Origin of the sequence: Shewanella sp. ISTPL2 (assembly GCF_013283205.1) — a bacterium.
Classification (GTDB): domain Bacteria; phylum Pseudomonadota; class Gammaproteobacteria; order Enterobacterales; family Shewanellaceae; genus Shewanella; species Shewanella oncorhynchi.
In genome coordinates, this window is sequence record NZ_JAAPAV010000001.1 from 4,612,748 (window position 1) to 4,627,097 (window position 14,350).

Here is a 14,350-nt window from a genome sequence, read left to right on the forward strand (position 1 = left end):
TTTAAGGTGGTATTTCGTGATAGTGTTGCTCACACCTTAATGCTGTGTTATATGCCAGTTGATATTTGTGTCCTTTAATAAAAATGGAGAAAAAATTGACCAAAAAAGATGGAAAACAATTCGAACTTCTCGTAAAAGCTATATATGAAGAAATACTCGAGCAAGATAGTGTTGAATCTATTTCTGTTAAACATGATGTTAGCTTGAAAGGGCGTTCAGGTCAGGAACATCAAATAGATGTTTATTGGTCATTCAAATTAGCAGGTGAAACCATTCAAGTCGCAATTGAATGTAAAGATTATAAATCAGCTGTTTCAGTTGGACGAATTAGAGATTTTTCAGCTGCTTTAGATGATATTGGAAATGTGAAAGGTATATTTGTAACAACGAAGGGGTACCAAACTGGTGCTATTAAGTTTGCAGAATTTCAGAGGATCGCTTTAAAGACAGTGCAAGTACCTACTGATAGTGAACTGAATCCAGAGGGTGGAATAGAAAGTATTATTGTGAACGGTAATATACTATATATAGATAATGTTCAGGTATCACCTAAATTTGATCTTAAGTGGGTGTTGGAGAATACAGAATTTAAGGAAGGTGATTCTTTTAGTTTTGATGGTAGAAATGATGAGATTAAGGTATTGGATAGTAACTTCAATTTAATTGGAACAATACTAGATTTTGAAAATAAACTACCTAGAAGTCCAGAAGATTCACAGAGTTTAAAGCATAAGTTTGAATTCGAGGATGGTTATTTCCATGTGCCTAACTCAAATACCAAGCCATGGAAGCTAGAATATATTGATTTTACGTATGATACACACACTTATAAAACCCAAAATCATATAAACCTTAAGCTTACAGCAAAAGCTGTTCTAAAAGATGTGCTAACGGGAGAGGTATTCCTTTTCAAAAAAACGGTTGATAGTACAGGCATATACAAAGCATTTTAAAAGGAACATAAACAGTTGGTTAGGTTCCGCTTCGCTTCACATTTTAACCAACTATTTATTTCCGCTTAAGTGGGCGTTACATGCTTTAGTTGCTAATAGAATGGTTAAGCCGAATCTAGATATTAAGCGTAATTGTTTAACAGGGTTATACTCAAAAAAACGTTGGAAAAGCTATTTTCGTGATACAGTCGCTTTTGCACCATTGTCACAGCAAGACTGAATACCAAAACACTTTGCCGATCACTTTGACCTGCTTGACTTGGTCGGCATCGAGGCGTTCGTCTGGATATTCGTCAGTGTTGTAGCTACGAAGACGTAAGCCACCACCGGGTAATTTATACAGCACTTTGATACGCAGCATGCCATCGTGGTTAACTGCGTACATTTTGCCGTCGATCACATCGGTGGCAGAGGTATCGACGCCAACCGTTGAGCCGTGGGGTAATATGGGCTCCATGCTGTTGCCGTTCACTTTGACACAGGCTGCATAGTCGCTATTCACACCTTGACGCTTAAGGGTGCTCTTAGTGAAGCGCAGTTTTGGTCCTTTAAATTCGCGGCAATCGAGAATGCCATCCCCTGCGGCTAGCTCCACTTCCATGTAAAACGGTATTTCAACTTCATCTTCCCCTAATGGGGTATCACTATCCCATATCTCAAAACCGCCAGCCCATTCAGCGTTGGATTCCGGTTTAGTTTCTTTATTTCCAAAGAGAAGATATTCGGGTGAGCAGCTTAAGGCTTTCGCTAAGGCATGCAGGTTCTCGCCTTTGGGAGAGGTAGAGCCTGATTCCCAAAGCGATACTGTGGCTTTAGTTAAGCCTATTTTTTTGGCAATGGCTGGCTGTGTAAAACCAAGCTCTTTGCGTCTTTGTTTAATGCGTTCATTCATCATAGTAAAGCTATCTTAACTTAACGTAAGTCAAGTTACCTTTTCTTTTGTTGACATTTTAGTTGAGTTTTCTTAACCTCGGTTGAAATTACTTGTCGGAGTTTGTCTATGAAAACGAAAGATGCGATCTCGCATTTTGGAAACAAGCTAAAACTGGCTGAGGCTTTGAGTGTTACTAAATCGGCAATTAGCCAGTGGGGGGAAGATGTTCCCGAACTCCGCGCTTATCAAATCGAACGGTTAACTGGTGGTGAGCTCAAGGCGACTGAGTTGCCGTTAATGAGCCCTGAGCATGCTGCTTAATACTGAACCGTCATAACACGTTAACAGAGAGAGGCTTATTAGCATGAAAACCCATTCACGTAAAAAAGATAGCCGTTTGAATTTGTTGATGAAAACGATTCATCGGGTGTTGGAGTTACCTAAGATGACGCGCTTTGCGCTGGCGATAGATTTTGTTGCGGCGGTTGAGCGCCTCGGGCTGAGTGAGGTGCTGGCGGCGGAGGGCATTAGCTTTGCCAGCACCCAAGACGTGCACAACGATGCGCGGATAAATGCGCAAAAGCTGTTCCGTTGGCTCGGCCAGTACGAGGGCCAACATCCGCAGGCGGATCGCTTGTTTCATGTTGAGCAAGCATTGGTTGCGGCACTGCCTGAGCATTTGCGGGTGCAGTATCTCAACGATGTGTTTGGTTGCACTGGGGTGACGGTCATTGCCGACCGCATGAATGACGGCCATGTGTTGCATGTGGCCGATATGGCGGCATCCCTCACCAAAGAGAACGCCGAGGCGCAAGTGGCGGTGATCCATTTGGGCGAGGAGCCCAAGCGCGAGCAGTTAGTGGCGGCGCACCGCGAGTTAAAAGAGTCGGCGGCGACCACGCAAGCCAGCATGGCGGCGTTAGAGCTGGCATATCCGTATTTAGCGAGTCATGGCGGTAAGGCGGCGCAATTCGCGGCCGAGAAGTGATAGCTATGCCGCAATCGAACCTTAACATCAATGTTATCGCCAGCGCTAAGACCGAGTTGCACCAGCAGTTGGTCCGCTTGGGCGACATGATCGGCGACGGTTTGCACTTAGAACCCGATGGCAAATGGATTGCGAAAGAGTATGTAAAAGTGGCGCGGGCGTTAGGGTATCGGCCTAAACGCGCGAATCACAGCGCACAGATTAATGCGGTGATGCTTAAGCGGGTGGCTGATGTGCCGTGTGGCCAGTGCGGTTTGGCTTTAAAGCAAACCAAGTCGGGCTCAAAACGCGCCGTTTGTGCCAATGGGCATAAATGGCAGTTGTTGAAATGACTTGGTGAAACGACTTGTTGGAATGAAAGAAGGAGTGAATGGCATGTTCACAAATCAGTTAAGTGATAACTGGGCGCGTAAAAAACGCCGTTATCAAATTGCCCGCCACAGTTTGGCGACGAATGCGGGCTTGATACCTAAGTGGCAGTGAGGAGGATAAACGATGTTTGATCCTGAATGTTTAATTTGTTGTTTGGAGGGCGGCGCCGCGTGTTCGGTACATGGGCAAGTTGGCCGTGCTGATGGGCCCGCCGTGGCCGCGCTGACCGAAATGGAAACCGCGCAAGTGACGTTACTCATGATGCAAGCAAAGCAGTTAATGCTTAAGGCGATGGCGCTTAAATCTAAGTCGAACATGCCTAATCGCACTGAGCCTAACGCCAAAGATCCTAGCGCGGCAACCTCTGAACGGGCCCCGTTAAGTGGCGTGAACATGGGCAAAGACATTGCCTGTTTTCATGGGCATACCACGGCGGAGTTGTTTAGACGAACGCAGGTGGGGCGAATGGTTGAGGTGTTAAGGAGCTGCGATGAATTGCAGCATAGTCGCCCCGAGCGTTGGGCGGTTATCGCGACCGACATAGTGGATAAGGCGTTGCTGGGTAGTGGCAAGCAATTGTTGCTGCCGACGGTTAGCATCGACTGGATTATGAATTATCTGCTGATGGAAGAACAACGCGCGGAACGTTCTATTGCGCTATTGGCAGCGGATGTAGGCGCGGCTGATGCGAGTGCAACTAATGCGAATGCCGCTGATATGAATGCAGCTAATGTGAATACCATCGTGACTAGCCGCAACGAGCACATTAAACGGCGTGATTTTTTTAGCCAGTTGCGCAGTAACTTGGCGCACAAGGTTTACTTGCTTGGCAGTGAAGGCGAGCGAGCGGAGGGCAACGGGGCGCATTGCAGTTGACCCGTTGCAGTAGACATAAGAAAGCCCGCTGAAGTTTTGGCGACGAATGCGGGCTTAATACCTAAGTGAGGCAATATCATGTTACTGAAGCATGGGGTTTGCGTCAATTCGAGTTTGTGGGTTGCTCCGTTTGGGGGTGACTTATGAGTATGGAATTGATGGTAAAAGCGATGAAGGCCAAGGTGGGCAATCCACTGCGCAAGCTGGTGTTGATCAAGCTGGCCGATAACGCCAATGACCAAGGCGAATGCTGGCCGAGTTACCAGAACATTGCAGAGCAGTGTGAGATAACCCGTCGCAGTGTGATGAACCACGTAAAAACGTTGGAGGACGACGGCTTTTTACGGCGCGAATATCGCAAGGGCGAGAAGGGTAACTCCACCAATATTTTCCATATTCGTTTTGAGCCGATGGCGCCAAAATGCAAGGGAGACGCCGCTGTATTAGGGGGTGAAGCAAATTCACTATCCCCCAATGGCGCAGATTTGCCCCCTAGTGAATATGGTTCACCAGCTAGTGAACGTGGTTCACCACTCCTAGTGAATCTGGTTCACCCAGAATCTATCAATCTTGAATCTATCAATGAATCTTTAAAAGACTCTTGTCCAGCAACGAGTGCTAAGTCGGTTTTCAATGCGTTTTTCAAAGCCTATCCCGCCCATCGCAAAGGCGGCTCGGATTCGGCTGCGTGGAAAGCGTGGAAGGCTGAAAAGCTGACCGATGCTGATTGTGTGTTGGCGGTGAGCTGGTTGAAGGAGGCTGCGGCGCTGGATGCGAGTTGGGGCTTTAGTGCTAACGGCCAGTTTGTGCTCGGTATTACCAAGTTTATCCGCGAACGCCACTGGCTAACGCCGCTGCCAAGACCGATGGCCGCGGCAGTTGGGCAAGTGGATTGGAGCTACGCGGTGTATGACCCTGAGGACCCCTTGATATGACGGCCAACCCAAATGCGAGCATGAAATCACTGCAGACCTTGATGCGCCAGCCGCTGGTTGGGCAGGGGCGTGTGAGCCAACCTGAGCCCACGGCGATGGACATGGCGATTGTGGACAGCGTGTTTAGCAAGTTGCGGGTGTTGTTTCCGGTGAGTGCGCCACGGCCTGAGGACGAAGCGACCCACAAAGCCGAGTGGCTTAAAACCTTGGCGGCACAGGGCATTGCCAGCCGCGAGCAAGTGCAAGCGGGGCTGAATCGCGCTAGACGCGAGCAGGGCGATAGGCAGTTTTGGCCGACACCGCGCCAGTTTGCGCTTTGGTGCCAACCGACGGCCTGTGATTTGGGGCTGCCTAAGTTAGAGGCGGCATTCAAGGAGGCAACGCGCCATTACCATCACCCTGATAAGCATACGTGGAGCCATGATGTGGTGCGCTTAGCAGTGCGTGAAACAGGCAGTTGGATGTTTGCGACTGGGCTCGAAAAGGACGTGTTAATGACCTTTGAGCGCAATTACACAGTGCTGTGTCGGCGCTTTAGCCGTGGCGAGTTGACCGATGTTGAATTGCCAAAGGCATTACCCGAAACGGTGACGCGGCCCACTGAGGCGGCCAAGGCGAAATCAATTATTGCCACGCTACGAACCAACCTTGGGCTTAAGGGGGCAAACGATGGCAACTAAACCACTGACACAGCGCGAACGTTTGATGCGCATCATCACCGGCAAACGGTTTTGGACTCTGTTTGAAATCCAGCAAGAAAGCTTTAACCGCTTTGGAGTTCACGACAGTGAGACAGCGTTAAGTGCGCGGTTTCGGGATATGCCGATGAACCAGCGAGTGAAGCGCATACGCTCAGGTACCCATCACACCTTTGAATATCGGTTGGAGGGTTAGATGGCGCAGGTAATGACAGCAACAGGCGTAGAGCAAGGCAAGTTAAACGATGCAGTATTGCGCCGTTGGTTGCGGGCAGGGATAACACGGGACTTTCGGGACACGCAGTTTCCGGCGGTGCGGTTACGGGCTTCGACCGATAGACGCCAAGCCTCAGTGTATTTAGTGATGAACGAAGCGGGCAAAACTGTGTGGCAAAAGCAGGGCGTGTGGCCAGTGATGTGCTTGAAGACCTTTTTAGCGGAGTTACCCAGTTTGCTCGCCAAACGCAGCATGGGCCAAACGGTCATCAGCAACGAGTTTGCGACCGTCGCGCAATTGCTGGCGTGGTTTGTGAACCATGTGGAATGCAACCGCACCTTAAGCAACAGCTGGCGCAGTAACTGCAAATCGTTAGTGAGTAAACATCTCAGCGGCTGCTTTGCTGAGTTACCGCTTAATGAGCTGAACTTTATCGCAGTGGACAGTTATTTAATCAAACCCATGTTGGCGCAGGGGTATTCGGCCAATTACATCAAAGCCGCGGTGAAAGTGTTAAAGCGGGCGTTATCGGTTGCGGCCGATTTACGGGTGTTAGACACCAATAGCTTGGCGGGGTATCGGGTGCAAATGAGTTTGAAGATGCCGCCTTTGGTGGGCACGCAATTAAGTGAGTCGGACGTGGGCCCGTTATTCAGCGCATTGCGAAATGCAGCAAGACCGGTGGCCATGTTGTTTGTGCTGATGTTGATGTTCGGTACCCGCATAGGTGAAACCCGCTTAGCACGTTGGGACCACTTTGCCGGCGATTACTGGTTTATTCCCGCTGAGAATGCCAAGAACCGCCAAGAGCATCGCTTACCCATGACGCCCACAGCCAAGAAACTTATTACCCATTACGCCCAATGGCAATACACGCATGTGGGCAAGCGGGCGTTTTTGTTCCCAGGCGAAGTAGGGCCGGTGAGCATTCGCACCGCGCAGTATTGGAGTGAAACGATTCGGTTTAAGGCGTTTACCTCCCACGCATTAAGAAAACTGTGCCGCACCATTATTGCCGACATGGGCGTCGATACTATGGTGGGTGAGCGGATTTTGAATCACACCTTGCCATTGCTGCTACGCACGTACGTTAACAGCACTTTAGATAAGGGCATGTTGATGGCATTAGATGCCTACCACGCACACTTAATCACGCTGGGGTTTGATGATGTGGCGCCTGAGATTATGCGCCAATCGACCACTGAGCCGAGTGAGCCAGACGAGCCAATGTTAGTGGGGTGGTTATGACAATGACAATAACAATCACAAAAACAATCACAAATAAAACGAGTGGGTTATGGACTTCACGCAGGAGGATTTATGGCTAATCGCGCCACGGATGTATTGAAAGTAGGGCGCCGTTTACGGGGCATGACCCAAGACGAAGTGGCTGAGATTTACGGCATTAGCCGCAACACTTACCAACGTTGGGAAAATGGCCGTACTACTGCGCCCTATGACGATGTGACATCGATATGCCTTGATGTGTTTAAGCTTTCGATTGAGAAGATAAATGAGGTGGCTAATGGGCTTTAGCGATGAACCCGAGCAGAGGATGAACATTAAGGCGTTGCGGTTAGGGCTGTATCGCTGGGGCCGTTATTGGGTGCACCAAGAATTGGGCAAGGGGTTTTCAAACCGCAGCGCCTGCGACCGTTTAGGCGAAGCGCTGGGCGGTGGCAACTTAAAGCACGAACTCAACGTGCCTGCCCATGTCGCCCATTTTGACCAGCTCGTTGAGCAGTTATCCATTAACTGCAAACGCGCCATTCGCGCCCATTACCTCTGCAAAGAGCAGTGGGCCTTAATGGGATTTGACAGTAAAAAGTCATACATCTTCTGGCTAAGAAAAGCCGAAATGGCACTGCTGGATAGGATGAGTTAGAAGGAACGCCCTCTTGCGAGGGCTGGCGGGTTAGACGGTTGTCCACCAAGACTGCTAACCCGTTGATTGGATTTTATCAAAGGTTCGGACAGATCCCTATGCGAAATAATTCGCTATTAAATGATGCACTGAGCTTAGGTGTGAGCTCGATATTGATCACAATGAAACTAGGCTTTTACAAATGATTGTTTTGTGGGTTTATCATTCTGGTGCTCTTGCCGCAATACGCCTTTATGCATTTGTTTGGGCTAACGCCAGTTACCCCCAAGTGTTTTACGGGGCTATCCAAACACTCTGTAAGTTAAGTGTTAGTTGACCTGAATTAGTAAGACTACTAGAGGCAATCGAGATTGCTTTATTACTTAGAATTTATAACTTATCTAATGGACTCGTTGTCCCTGCGTAATGTTGGCCAAGCACATGGGTGTAGATTTGTGTTGTACTAACGTCATTATGACCAAGTAGCTCCTGAACACTTCTGATATCACTGCCCGATTGAAGTAGATGGGTTGCAAAGCTATGTCTAAATGTATGACAGGTAACACGCTTAGTTATTTTGATGTTACGCACCGCATTGCCGAGCACTTTACGAATAACACTCTGATGAAGATGATGCCTGCAAAGCGTTCCTGTATAAGGATTAATGCAGGTTGTGGTTGAAGGGAAAATGAACATCCATCCGTGTTGCTTAAAGGCATTTGGATACTTACGCTCTAACGCATTGGGTAGGGAAGGGCCGATCCCTTGTTGGTTGTCACGGTGTTGAATCTCCATTGCCTTATTAATATATGCTGTGAGTTTAATGGCACATTTATGGCTAAGGATTGTTTGTCTATCTTTATGACCTTTACCATCCCTCACAGTCAACGAAGCTTGTTCAATATCAATATCTTGGATACGTAACCTGAGGCATTCTGAAACTCTAAGTCCACTACCATAGAGTAGTTCTATTATTAGCCTATCGCGGCCATCAAGCTCATTTAGTATTAGTGAGATTTCTGATGGGGATAACACAGTAGGTAAATAACGCTGTTTTGTGGCATAGCAAAAACCTAAGTTTCCAAGCTCATGATGCAAATGTTTCTGGTACAAATAGGCTAACGCGTTCAGTGCAATTTTTTGAGTGTTGATAGCCACATTCCGTTGATTGGCAAGAAAGGTTAAGAATTGTGCGACCTCCTCTGTTCCCATCGTTTCAGGGTGATGCTTGTGGTGAAAGTTAATGAACGCCTTGATCCAATACAGGTAGGATTTTTCTGTTCTAATACTGTAACCACGCATGCGCATTTCTTCTTGAACACCGCTTAAAAAAGGGCTTTTTATACTCATGATAGCAATCCTTGCTTTTACTGTTTATATATACAGTATTATTTAGAAATCGCTTAAATCAAGGAAGAGTGTAAATTTTTTTGCGCGTTTACACTTATGTTAAATTATATATTGTATTAATTATCAATAAGTTATTTTTTGATGGTTTGAGATAATAGGTTTGGGAAACGCGCATGCGCGTTTTTCCAGATGGTGTATTTGAAAAAAAGCTGATAAGTTCCTTTTATTACAAGTAATTAACAGTGCGCGTTTTTACTGGTCTAATGAGGTAAACGCGCATGCGCACTAATAAAATGTTAGGGCTACAAAGGAATCGAGATGCGGAGTGAGTTTCAATACTTTATGAATCAAGATGATCATGTAGCCTTTGATAATCACCTTCTCAGTATCGATGGGGTAAGTATCAAGCAGGGGAAACACTTCGATGAGATTCTATTCGATGATGGTTTTATCCAATATCAGCGAAGCATCCTAGAAGATGGAATCCTTACGTCAGGCCGTATTGCTATTGCTTCAACTGATCTGGAAGGTTCTTACAACTTCTCTTCACATCAGGCTGTTGAAGCACTGTACAAAAAATTAAGAAGTTGGCTCAAAAAACGTAGTGTCAACACGCTGGTTTGCTACAACGAAAAATCAGAAAAACCCGCAGCTCAAACCGTTAAGAACTTTTGGTTGTTAACTGGTGCTGAGACGATGCTAAATGAGTCGGCTATTAAACTAAAACAATTTAAATCGGGCAATGTCGTATTTAACCTGGCATAAAGCCCTAACAAGCAAAGGCAGCCGACGCGTACCGCGCAGCTGCTTTGAGCGTTAGGCAACAAGGAGAGTTCTGTGACCTGGCCTAATGATGCAGATGGGGATGTGCTCCAACGGCTTGAAGCCGATGGCTTCGATTTTTCTAAATCCTATACGGTTGATTACAACATTGACTTTGATCGTTGGCCGCCAGCACCAGAGGCTCTTGAATTACTCAAAGCTCAATACTGCAATATTGAGGTCTACGAGCCAGATGAAGATTATGCTGGGTATGTGCAATTTCAAATAAATGCCCCTATTACTTATGAAGGCGTCACATCTACTCAAAGAAATGCTAGTTCCGCAATGCAACCTTTTGGTGGAGTTTGCGAGTCTTGGGGAATATTGCACTAGCACATAGCCTAACAAATGGTTCAAATCGTTCGCTTCGCTCACTGGGACGGGCTAAAGCCCGCCCCTTAACCAAACGTTATGTACCTAGGTTGAGTATGAGAGTATTTATAGTTGTTTTTGCTGCAATGATATCCAGTTTTGCTCACTCAAACTCTGAGTTAGATGCCGAAAATGAGGGAGAGGCAGTTGGAATAATATATGGCTACTTTAAAAAAGTAGATGTTATAAAGTTCATGTGCGAACGGAAAGCACCTGAAAAAGGAGTGCTACTTTCAGAAGCTATTGATAAATGGAAGACTCGAAATAGTTCTGTGGTTGCTAATTTAACTAACGGGCTAGATAGAACTCCAATAGATATGCGTGAACAGCTATTTGAAATGGAAAAACAAGTTTCAAGAAATAGGATCATTCTATTTAACAAAATGAGTCAGTTCGAAAAAGAAAATACTTGTGCCTCATTAGCTGAATATTTGAATTCTGATTCTTACAAAAATGAGTACCCAATTGCCTATAAGCTCATGAGTGAATAAGTACATAACAAGCGCCTTAAACATCGCGGCCTGCGGCCGCTGGACTCGCAACAAGTTGCTCGCCGTTTAGGCGTGCGTTATGTTCTGGTAGAAACGGAGAGACCGTGCAAAATTACTCAGTCAGCGTGAATGACAATGACTCATATATGTGCGCGTGCACAGATAGAGTCTTTGAGAATGTGATTGGTGTAAAGGTCTGCCCAGAATGCAAAATCAGAACTAATTTTGATTTTATTAATGATAATTTTAGAATAAAAAGAAAAACAGACGATTTATCAGCGACCTATGACGGTTACTATATAGCCTCACTGAAATTCAAAGAAGCCATTTCTAGAGAAGGCTTAACGGGCATACATTTTGTGGCAATTAATCGAGAGCCACTATATTTTGTTATGTTTGTAACTAACATAGTGCCTTTTGACACTGAGAAGCGAAAATCGAAAGCAGACAAATACTGCTCGGCATGCGGTAACTACGAGTCAGTTGTTGGGGCTATACCAGCATTCTTAAAGGAGCCTCCACGCCATGATTTATCTCGCACGGATGTGGCCTTTGGCTCAGGCAACTCTAAATCACCGCTTTTGATTGCAAGCGAGCGCTTCATCTCGCTGGTTCAACGCGAAAAATTGAAAGGTTTATTTTTTGAGCCAACAAGAACATAACAATGGGTTCAAATCGCTCGCTACGCTCACTGGGACGGGCTAAAGCCCGCCCCTTAATGCATGGATTAGCATGGTCAAGTTTCTGAAAGTAATTGCATATGTTCTTATTGGAGGAGTGGTCATAGTTGGTGCATTGCTTTTGTGGTTTGATCGCTCAAAAGATATAGATTTTACCATTTACCATCCTGATGCTTGGGTTACATGCAACGGAAAAATCAACAAGGATTCAGTTGAATATGCTCAGCTTAATAAATGGTTACAACTGAATAACTCAAGTTGGCAAAACTATGTAGCAACTGCTGTTCCTGGTTATTTTTATAAATCAGACGATATTACGATTCATGTATATAAGCATGGCGTAGTCGTTAATTATTATGACGGTCAAAACTGGTCTCAAGTGCAAAAGTCCGTTGATACAAAGGAAATTCATGGTATTTGCAAAAGCAGTTAACAAGCCAATTCAGCGGAAATTTTACTCGCTGAAAAACGCTCATAAAATCCCCTGCTTGGGGCGTTAGTACGATAAATGACGAATCGAGAAATTATCACTCTCATGCACACGCTATCACACGGCAGAATAGGACCTTGTGGTAATTGGGTGCGGGTTTTTAATGATAGTGAAGAACTGGACGATCGGAAGTTTAGTAAACTCCTAAAAGATACTATTCAATCCGACATCGTTCTGATATATCAAAGTTCAATCAATGTCACTGAAGCGAAAGCTTCTGAAGCTTTCGAAATAGTTGCCCAGTTTGTTAAGCACGGTGTAGTTAAAATAGCAGACGTAAGGTTTACGTCGCAGATTGAAATAGACCCGTTAGGCGTTGGTGCGGTATATCGTACTAACAAGTAAATTATGTTCGCCCAGCAAGCTGGGCTGGGACGCGAAAACAGCACGCGCCCCATATTTAAAGCGTTATATGCCAATGGTGGACCATGCTAACTGTTGAAAAAGATGTAGAAGCACTCCAAGTGTACATACATGGAACACCTGAAAAGTTGCGTTGGCTTGCTAGCCGATTGGAAGCGATAGCAAATCAGGCTGAAAAATCAGGGCAAGCTCATGATCACTTCATGACAGAGGATTGGGGTGGAAATGAATTATCAAATGAGCTTCAAGGTAATCCTGAATCACGGCAAATAATCAATCATTTAATAGTGTATGGCCATAAAGGTTCATAAATTGGAATATAACAAGTTGCTTAATTTCGTTCCGGCCACAAAAAGCATGGCCTCCACGGGACTGCCTACGCTGTGCTGCGGCAGCCCATTAGCAAAGCGTTATACATCAAAAGGATCTTGCAGATTTGTCTATCTGGATTAGAAAAGTAACTGACGGGAATTCGGAGAATTATGTTCGCTTGGCTGAGGAGTCCTGGGATCTACCAGAATTATTTAAAATTTTTGAAAACTGGCTTACCGAACATGCCGATAATCTCCCATCTGGACATCAGTGGATAGCCGATATTGGTTTCACACCGAGAGAAGGGGCTAATGGTGGAGGTCCTATTTTGTCAGTTCAACTAATGAAAAAGTGTACTGATTTAGGTATGTCTATTTATCTCTCGGAGTACAACGATGAAGATGATGTATAACAAGTTAAATCATCGGAAAACCGTTCACTGGCTGCGCCAAAACGCTCGCGTTTTCCGCTGTTTAAAGCGTTATATTTCTAAGGTGAGTTATGATCTTTCCCAAGTTTAAATACCATCCCGATCCGATAAAAACTGGGAGTATAGTAGAGAGTAAAAACTCATGTGATTGCTGCAAGCATCAGCAGGGGTACGTTTACTCAGGTTCTATTTATAGTAAAAATAGACCAGACTCAATCTGTCCTTGGTGCATTGCCGATGGTGGTGCAGCTAAAATGTTCNCATCGAAAGATGAGGCTTTTTTCGTTATGGTGTCGTGGATAATTCGTGTCAGTGACGCACATGCTTTGGGCTCGAAGTATGTGGTTATCGTCATAGCCGGCCATCCCAATTCCTACGAGTGTACGTTATTGTTATTCGGATCAGTCCGAGATAATTTTAATCTCTTGGCTTGTAGCTGACGCTCTATGCCTACTGGTAACGTCTATCTTTTTCTCGTCCTAATTGACTTAATATCGTTTATATTGAAGTATTTATTATTAAGCAGATACTTAAATTCCAAGAATGATTGAAATTGAGTAATTTGCCCCAAGATCGTCTTAAGTGCTGCAGTTTTGTAGCGTCCATCAATGAGGTCTATGCCATGCTTTATGATTTAACGGTTGTACAATTTAGCAAGATGCTGAAAAATTTAAGCGTTATTCTTGAAAAAGGCGAATGCTTCGCAAACCTCAAGAAAGTTGATATGGCGGTGCTATTAAACTCACGTTTAGCGCCGGATCAATTCAATCTTATTCGCCAAGTTCAAATTGCCTGCGATACTGCCAAAATTGGCGTAGCACGTTTGACTGATAACTTAGATACAGTACCAAAGCATGATGATAGCGAGACGACGCTGGCTGAGTTGCAAGCGCGTATTAGCTCGGTTTTGGATTATTTAGCGACGTTTAAAGCGGATGATTTTGCTAATGCGGCCACGATCCATGTCTCACAACCACGATGGGAAGGAAAATATCTTACAGGTTATGAGTTTGCCATTGAGCACGCTATTCCGAACATTTACTTCCATGTAACAACAGCCTACGCGATTTTGCGCCACAACGGTGTTGAAATTGGCAAGAAAGATTACCTCGGCGCTATGCCATATAAGTCGTAAATCTAGGCTAGATGTAGTACTGTTGCGTAGCCTAATTGTTGCGCAGCAGCGCTTTGCCGCTCGAGCTTACCAACCTTTCTGCATTACTACCTGTTCTTTCTCTACCTATGTTATGCCGCTTTGTCGCT

23 protein-coding genes are annotated in these 14,350 nt (G+C 45.4%); 21 read left to right on the forward strand and 2 right to left on the reverse strand.

Annotation, left to right across the window (positions count from 1 at the left end; all coding sequences use genetic code 11):
* Window positions 1-95: 95 nt before the first annotated feature.
* A complete protein-coding gene (locus HUB64_RS20550) occupies window positions 96-953 on the forward strand; it encodes a restriction endonuclease (RefSeq protein WP_173497753.1) in 858 nt (285 codons plus the stop codon).
* 205 nt (window positions 954-1,158) lie between these two features.
* Here HUB64_RS20550 and HUB64_RS20555 read toward each other — a convergent pair whose 3' ends face one another.
* A complete protein-coding gene (locus HUB64_RS20555) occupies window positions 1,159-1,848 on the reverse strand; it encodes a S24 family peptidase (protein WP_173497754.1) in 690 nt (229 codons plus the stop codon).
* Window positions 1,849-1,953: 105 nt separating this feature from the next.
* Here HUB64_RS20555 and HUB64_RS20560 point away from each other — a divergent pair, with 105 nt between their 5' ends.
* The 10 genes from HUB64_RS20560 (at window position 1,954) to HUB64_RS20605 (ending at window position 7,798) form a co-directional block, all read left to right on the forward strand.
* Window positions 1,954-2,148: a Cro/CI family transcriptional regulator gene (locus HUB64_RS20560; protein ID WP_012089987.1), complete on the forward strand. Its 195-nt coding sequence runs from the start codon at window positions 1,954-1,956 to the stop codon at window positions 2,146-2,148.
* Between the two features lie 43 nt (window positions 2,149-2,191).
* Window positions 2,192-2,815 (forward strand): hypothetical protein, encoded by a 624-nt coding sequence (locus HUB64_RS20565; protein ID WP_173497755.1) that lies wholly within the window; start codon window positions 2,192-2,194, stop codon window positions 2,813-2,815.
* Window positions 2,816-2,820: 5 nt separating this feature from the next.
* Complete coding sequence (locus HUB64_RS20570; protein ID WP_006082030.1) at window positions 2,821-3,147, forward strand: hypothetical protein; 327 nt, start codon at window positions 2,821-2,823, stop codon at window positions 3,145-3,147.
* A 163-nt stretch (window positions 3,148-3,310) separates the two neighbouring features.
* Entirely contained in the window at window positions 3,311-4,063 is a 753-nt protein-coding gene (locus tag HUB64_RS20575; protein ID WP_173497756.1) for a hypothetical protein, read from the forward strand.
* Window positions 4,064-4,206: 143 nt separating this feature from the next.
* Window positions 4,207-4,998: a helix-turn-helix domain-containing protein gene (locus HUB64_RS20580; RefSeq protein WP_173497757.1), complete on the forward strand. Its 792-nt coding sequence runs from the start codon at window positions 4,207-4,209 to the stop codon at window positions 4,996-4,998.
* Window positions 4,995-5,678 (forward strand): replication protein P, encoded by a 684-nt coding sequence (locus HUB64_RS20585; protein ID WP_173497758.1) that lies wholly within the window; start codon window positions 4,995-4,997, stop codon window positions 5,676-5,678. Before HUB64_RS20580 ends, HUB64_RS20585 begins: the two co-directional genes overlap by 4 nt.
* A complete protein-coding gene (locus HUB64_RS20590; RefSeq protein ID WP_006082025.1) occupies window positions 5,668-5,892 on the forward strand; it encodes a hypothetical protein in 225 nt (74 codons plus the stop codon). The genes HUB64_RS20585 and HUB64_RS20590 overlap by 11 nt, the downstream gene beginning before the upstream one ends.
* On the forward strand, window positions 5,893-7,161 hold the full coding sequence (locus HUB64_RS20595) for a tyrosine-type recombinase/integrase (RefSeq protein WP_173497759.1): 1,269 nt from the start codon (window positions 5,893-5,895) through the stop codon (window positions 7,159-7,161).
* Between the two features lie 72 nt (window positions 7,162-7,233).
* Entirely contained in the window at window positions 7,234-7,449 is a 216-nt protein-coding gene (locus HUB64_RS20600; RefSeq protein ID WP_173497760.1) for a helix-turn-helix transcriptional regulator, read from the forward strand.
* Window positions 7,439-7,798: a hypothetical protein gene (locus HUB64_RS20605; RefSeq protein WP_173497761.1), complete on the forward strand. Its 360-nt coding sequence runs from the start codon at window positions 7,439-7,441 to the stop codon at window positions 7,796-7,798. Before HUB64_RS20600 ends, HUB64_RS20605 begins: the two co-directional genes overlap by 11 nt.
* Window positions 7,799-8,167: 369 nt before the next feature.
* Here HUB64_RS20605 and HUB64_RS20610 read toward each other — a convergent pair whose 3' ends face one another.
* Window positions 8,168-9,127, reverse strand: a complete 960-nt coding sequence (locus HUB64_RS20610; protein ID WP_173497762.1) for an integron integrase — start codon at window positions 9,125-9,127, stop codon at window positions 8,168-8,170.
* Window positions 9,128-9,445: 318 nt separating this feature from the next.
* Here HUB64_RS20610 and HUB64_RS20615 point away from each other — a divergent pair, with 318 nt between their 5' ends.
* The 10 genes from HUB64_RS20615 to HUB64_RS20660 all read left to right on the forward strand — a co-directional run bounded on the left by HUB64_RS20615 (window position 9,446) and on the right by HUB64_RS20660 (window position 14,222).
* On the forward strand, window positions 9,446-9,892 hold the full coding sequence (locus HUB64_RS20615) for a hypothetical protein (RefSeq protein WP_217363109.1): 447 nt from the start codon (window positions 9,446-9,448) through the stop codon (window positions 9,890-9,892).
* 72 nt (window positions 9,893-9,964) lie between these two features.
* Window positions 9,965-10,282, forward strand: coding sequence for a ribonuclease E inhibitor RraB (locus HUB64_RS20620; RefSeq protein WP_173497764.1), 318 nt, complete (start codon window positions 9,965-9,967; stop codon window positions 10,280-10,282).
* The gene (locus HUB64_RS20625; protein ID WP_254451443.1) at window positions 10,264-10,812 is read left to right on the forward strand and encodes a hypothetical protein; all 549 of its coding nucleotides are present in this window, start codon (window positions 10,264-10,266) and stop codon (window positions 10,810-10,812) included. The genes HUB64_RS20620 and HUB64_RS20625 overlap by 19 nt, the downstream gene beginning before the upstream one ends.
* A 104-nt stretch (window positions 10,813-10,916) precedes the next feature.
* Window positions 10,917-11,474, forward strand: coding sequence for a hypothetical protein (locus HUB64_RS20630; RefSeq protein WP_173497765.1), 558 nt, complete (start codon window positions 10,917-10,919; stop codon window positions 11,472-11,474).
* 70 nt (window positions 11,475-11,544) lie between these two features.
* Entirely contained in the window at window positions 11,545-11,925 is a 381-nt protein-coding gene (locus tag HUB64_RS20635) for a hypothetical protein (RefSeq protein ID WP_173497766.1), read from the forward strand.
* 75 nt (window positions 11,926-12,000) lie between these two features.
* On the forward strand, window positions 12,001-12,327 hold the full coding sequence (locus HUB64_RS20640) for a hypothetical protein (protein ID WP_173497767.1): 327 nt from the start codon (window positions 12,001-12,003) through the stop codon (window positions 12,325-12,327).
* Between the two features lie 83 nt (window positions 12,328-12,410).
* Window positions 12,411-12,656 carry an Imm32 family immunity protein gene (locus tag HUB64_RS20645; protein WP_173497768.1) on the forward strand — a complete coding sequence of 82 codons (246 nt, stop codon included), beginning with the start codon at window positions 12,411-12,413 and terminating at the stop codon, window positions 12,654-12,656.
* Window positions 12,657-12,781: 125 nt separating this feature from the next.
* The gene (locus HUB64_RS20650) at window positions 12,782-13,069 is read left to right on the forward strand and encodes a hypothetical protein (protein ID WP_173497769.1); all 288 of its coding nucleotides are present in this window, start codon (window positions 12,782-12,784) and stop codon (window positions 13,067-13,069) included.
* A gap of 89 nt (window positions 13,070-13,158) precedes the next feature.
* Window positions 13,159-13,527 carry a CbrC family protein gene (locus tag HUB64_RS23410; protein WP_173497770.1) on the forward strand — a complete coding sequence of 123 codons (369 nt, stop codon included), beginning with the start codon at window positions 13,159-13,161 and terminating at the stop codon, window positions 13,525-13,527.
* Window positions 13,528-13,709: 182 nt separating this feature from the next.
* A complete protein-coding gene (locus HUB64_RS20660; RefSeq protein WP_063885021.1) occupies window positions 13,710-14,222 on the forward strand; it encodes a DUF1993 family protein in 513 nt (170 codons plus the stop codon).
* The last annotated feature ends 128 nt before the right edge of the window (window positions 14,223-14,350 follow it).

Excerpts from the sequence above, each read along its gene's own strand:
- HUB64_RS20555 (WP_173497754.1), bottom strand. The coding sequence starts at position 1,848 with ATGATGAATGAACGCATTAAACAAAGACGCAAAGAGCTTGGTTTTACA.
- HUB64_RS20560 (WP_012089987.1), top strand. The coding sequence starts at position 1,954 with ATGAAAACGAAAGATGCGATCTCGCATTTTGGAAACAAGCTAAAACTG.
- HUB64_RS20565 (WP_173497755.1), top strand. The coding sequence starts at position 2,192 with ATGAAAACCCATTCACGTAAAAAAGATAGCCGTTTGAATTTGTTGATG.
- HUB64_RS20570 (WP_006082030.1), top strand. The coding sequence starts at position 2,821 with ATGCCGCAATCGAACCTTAACATCAATGTTATCGCCAGCGCTAAGACC.
- HUB64_RS20575 (WP_173497756.1), top strand. The coding sequence starts at position 3,311 with ATGTTTGATCCTGAATGTTTAATTTGTTGTTTGGAGGGCGGCGCCGCG.
- HUB64_RS20580 (WP_173497757.1), top strand. The coding sequence starts at position 4,207 with ATGAGTATGGAATTGATGGTAAAAGCGATGAAGGCCAAGGTGGGCAAT.
- HUB64_RS20585 (WP_173497758.1), top strand. The coding sequence starts at position 4,995 with ATGACGGCCAACCCAAATGCGAGCATGAAATCACTGCAGACCTTGATG.
- HUB64_RS20590 (WP_006082025.1), top strand. The coding sequence starts at position 5,668 with ATGGCAACTAAACCACTGACACAGCGCGAACGTTTGATGCGCATCATC.
- HUB64_RS20595 (WP_173497759.1), top strand. The coding sequence starts at position 5,893 with ATGGCGCAGGTAATGACAGCAACAGGCGTAGAGCAAGGCAAGTTAAAC.
- HUB64_RS20600 (WP_173497760.1), top strand. The coding sequence starts at position 7,234 with ATGGCTAATCGCGCCACGGATGTATTGAAAGTAGGGCGCCGTTTACGG.
- HUB64_RS20605 (WP_173497761.1), top strand. The coding sequence starts at position 7,439 with ATGGGCTTTAGCGATGAACCCGAGCAGAGGATGAACATTAAGGCGTTG.
- HUB64_RS20610 (WP_173497762.1), bottom strand. The coding sequence starts at position 9,127 with ATGAGTATAAAAAGCCCTTTTTTAAGCGGTGTTCAAGAAGAAATGCGC.
- HUB64_RS20615 (WP_217363109.1), top strand. The coding sequence starts at position 9,446 with ATGCGGAGTGAGTTTCAATACTTTATGAATCAAGATGATCATGTAGCC.
- HUB64_RS20635 (WP_173497766.1), top strand. The coding sequence starts at position 11,545 with ATGGTCAAGTTTCTGAAAGTAATTGCATATGTTCTTATTGGAGGAGTG.
- HUB64_RS20640 (WP_173497767.1), top strand. The coding sequence starts at position 12,001 with ATGACGAATCGAGAAATTATCACTCTCATGCACACGCTATCACACGGC.
- HUB64_RS20645 (WP_173497768.1), top strand. The coding sequence starts at position 12,411 with ATGCTAACTGTTGAAAAAGATGTAGAAGCACTCCAAGTGTACATACAT.
- HUB64_RS20660 (WP_063885021.1), top strand. The coding sequence starts at position 13,710 with ATGCTTTATGATTTAACGGTTGTACAATTTAGCAAGATGCTGAAAAAT.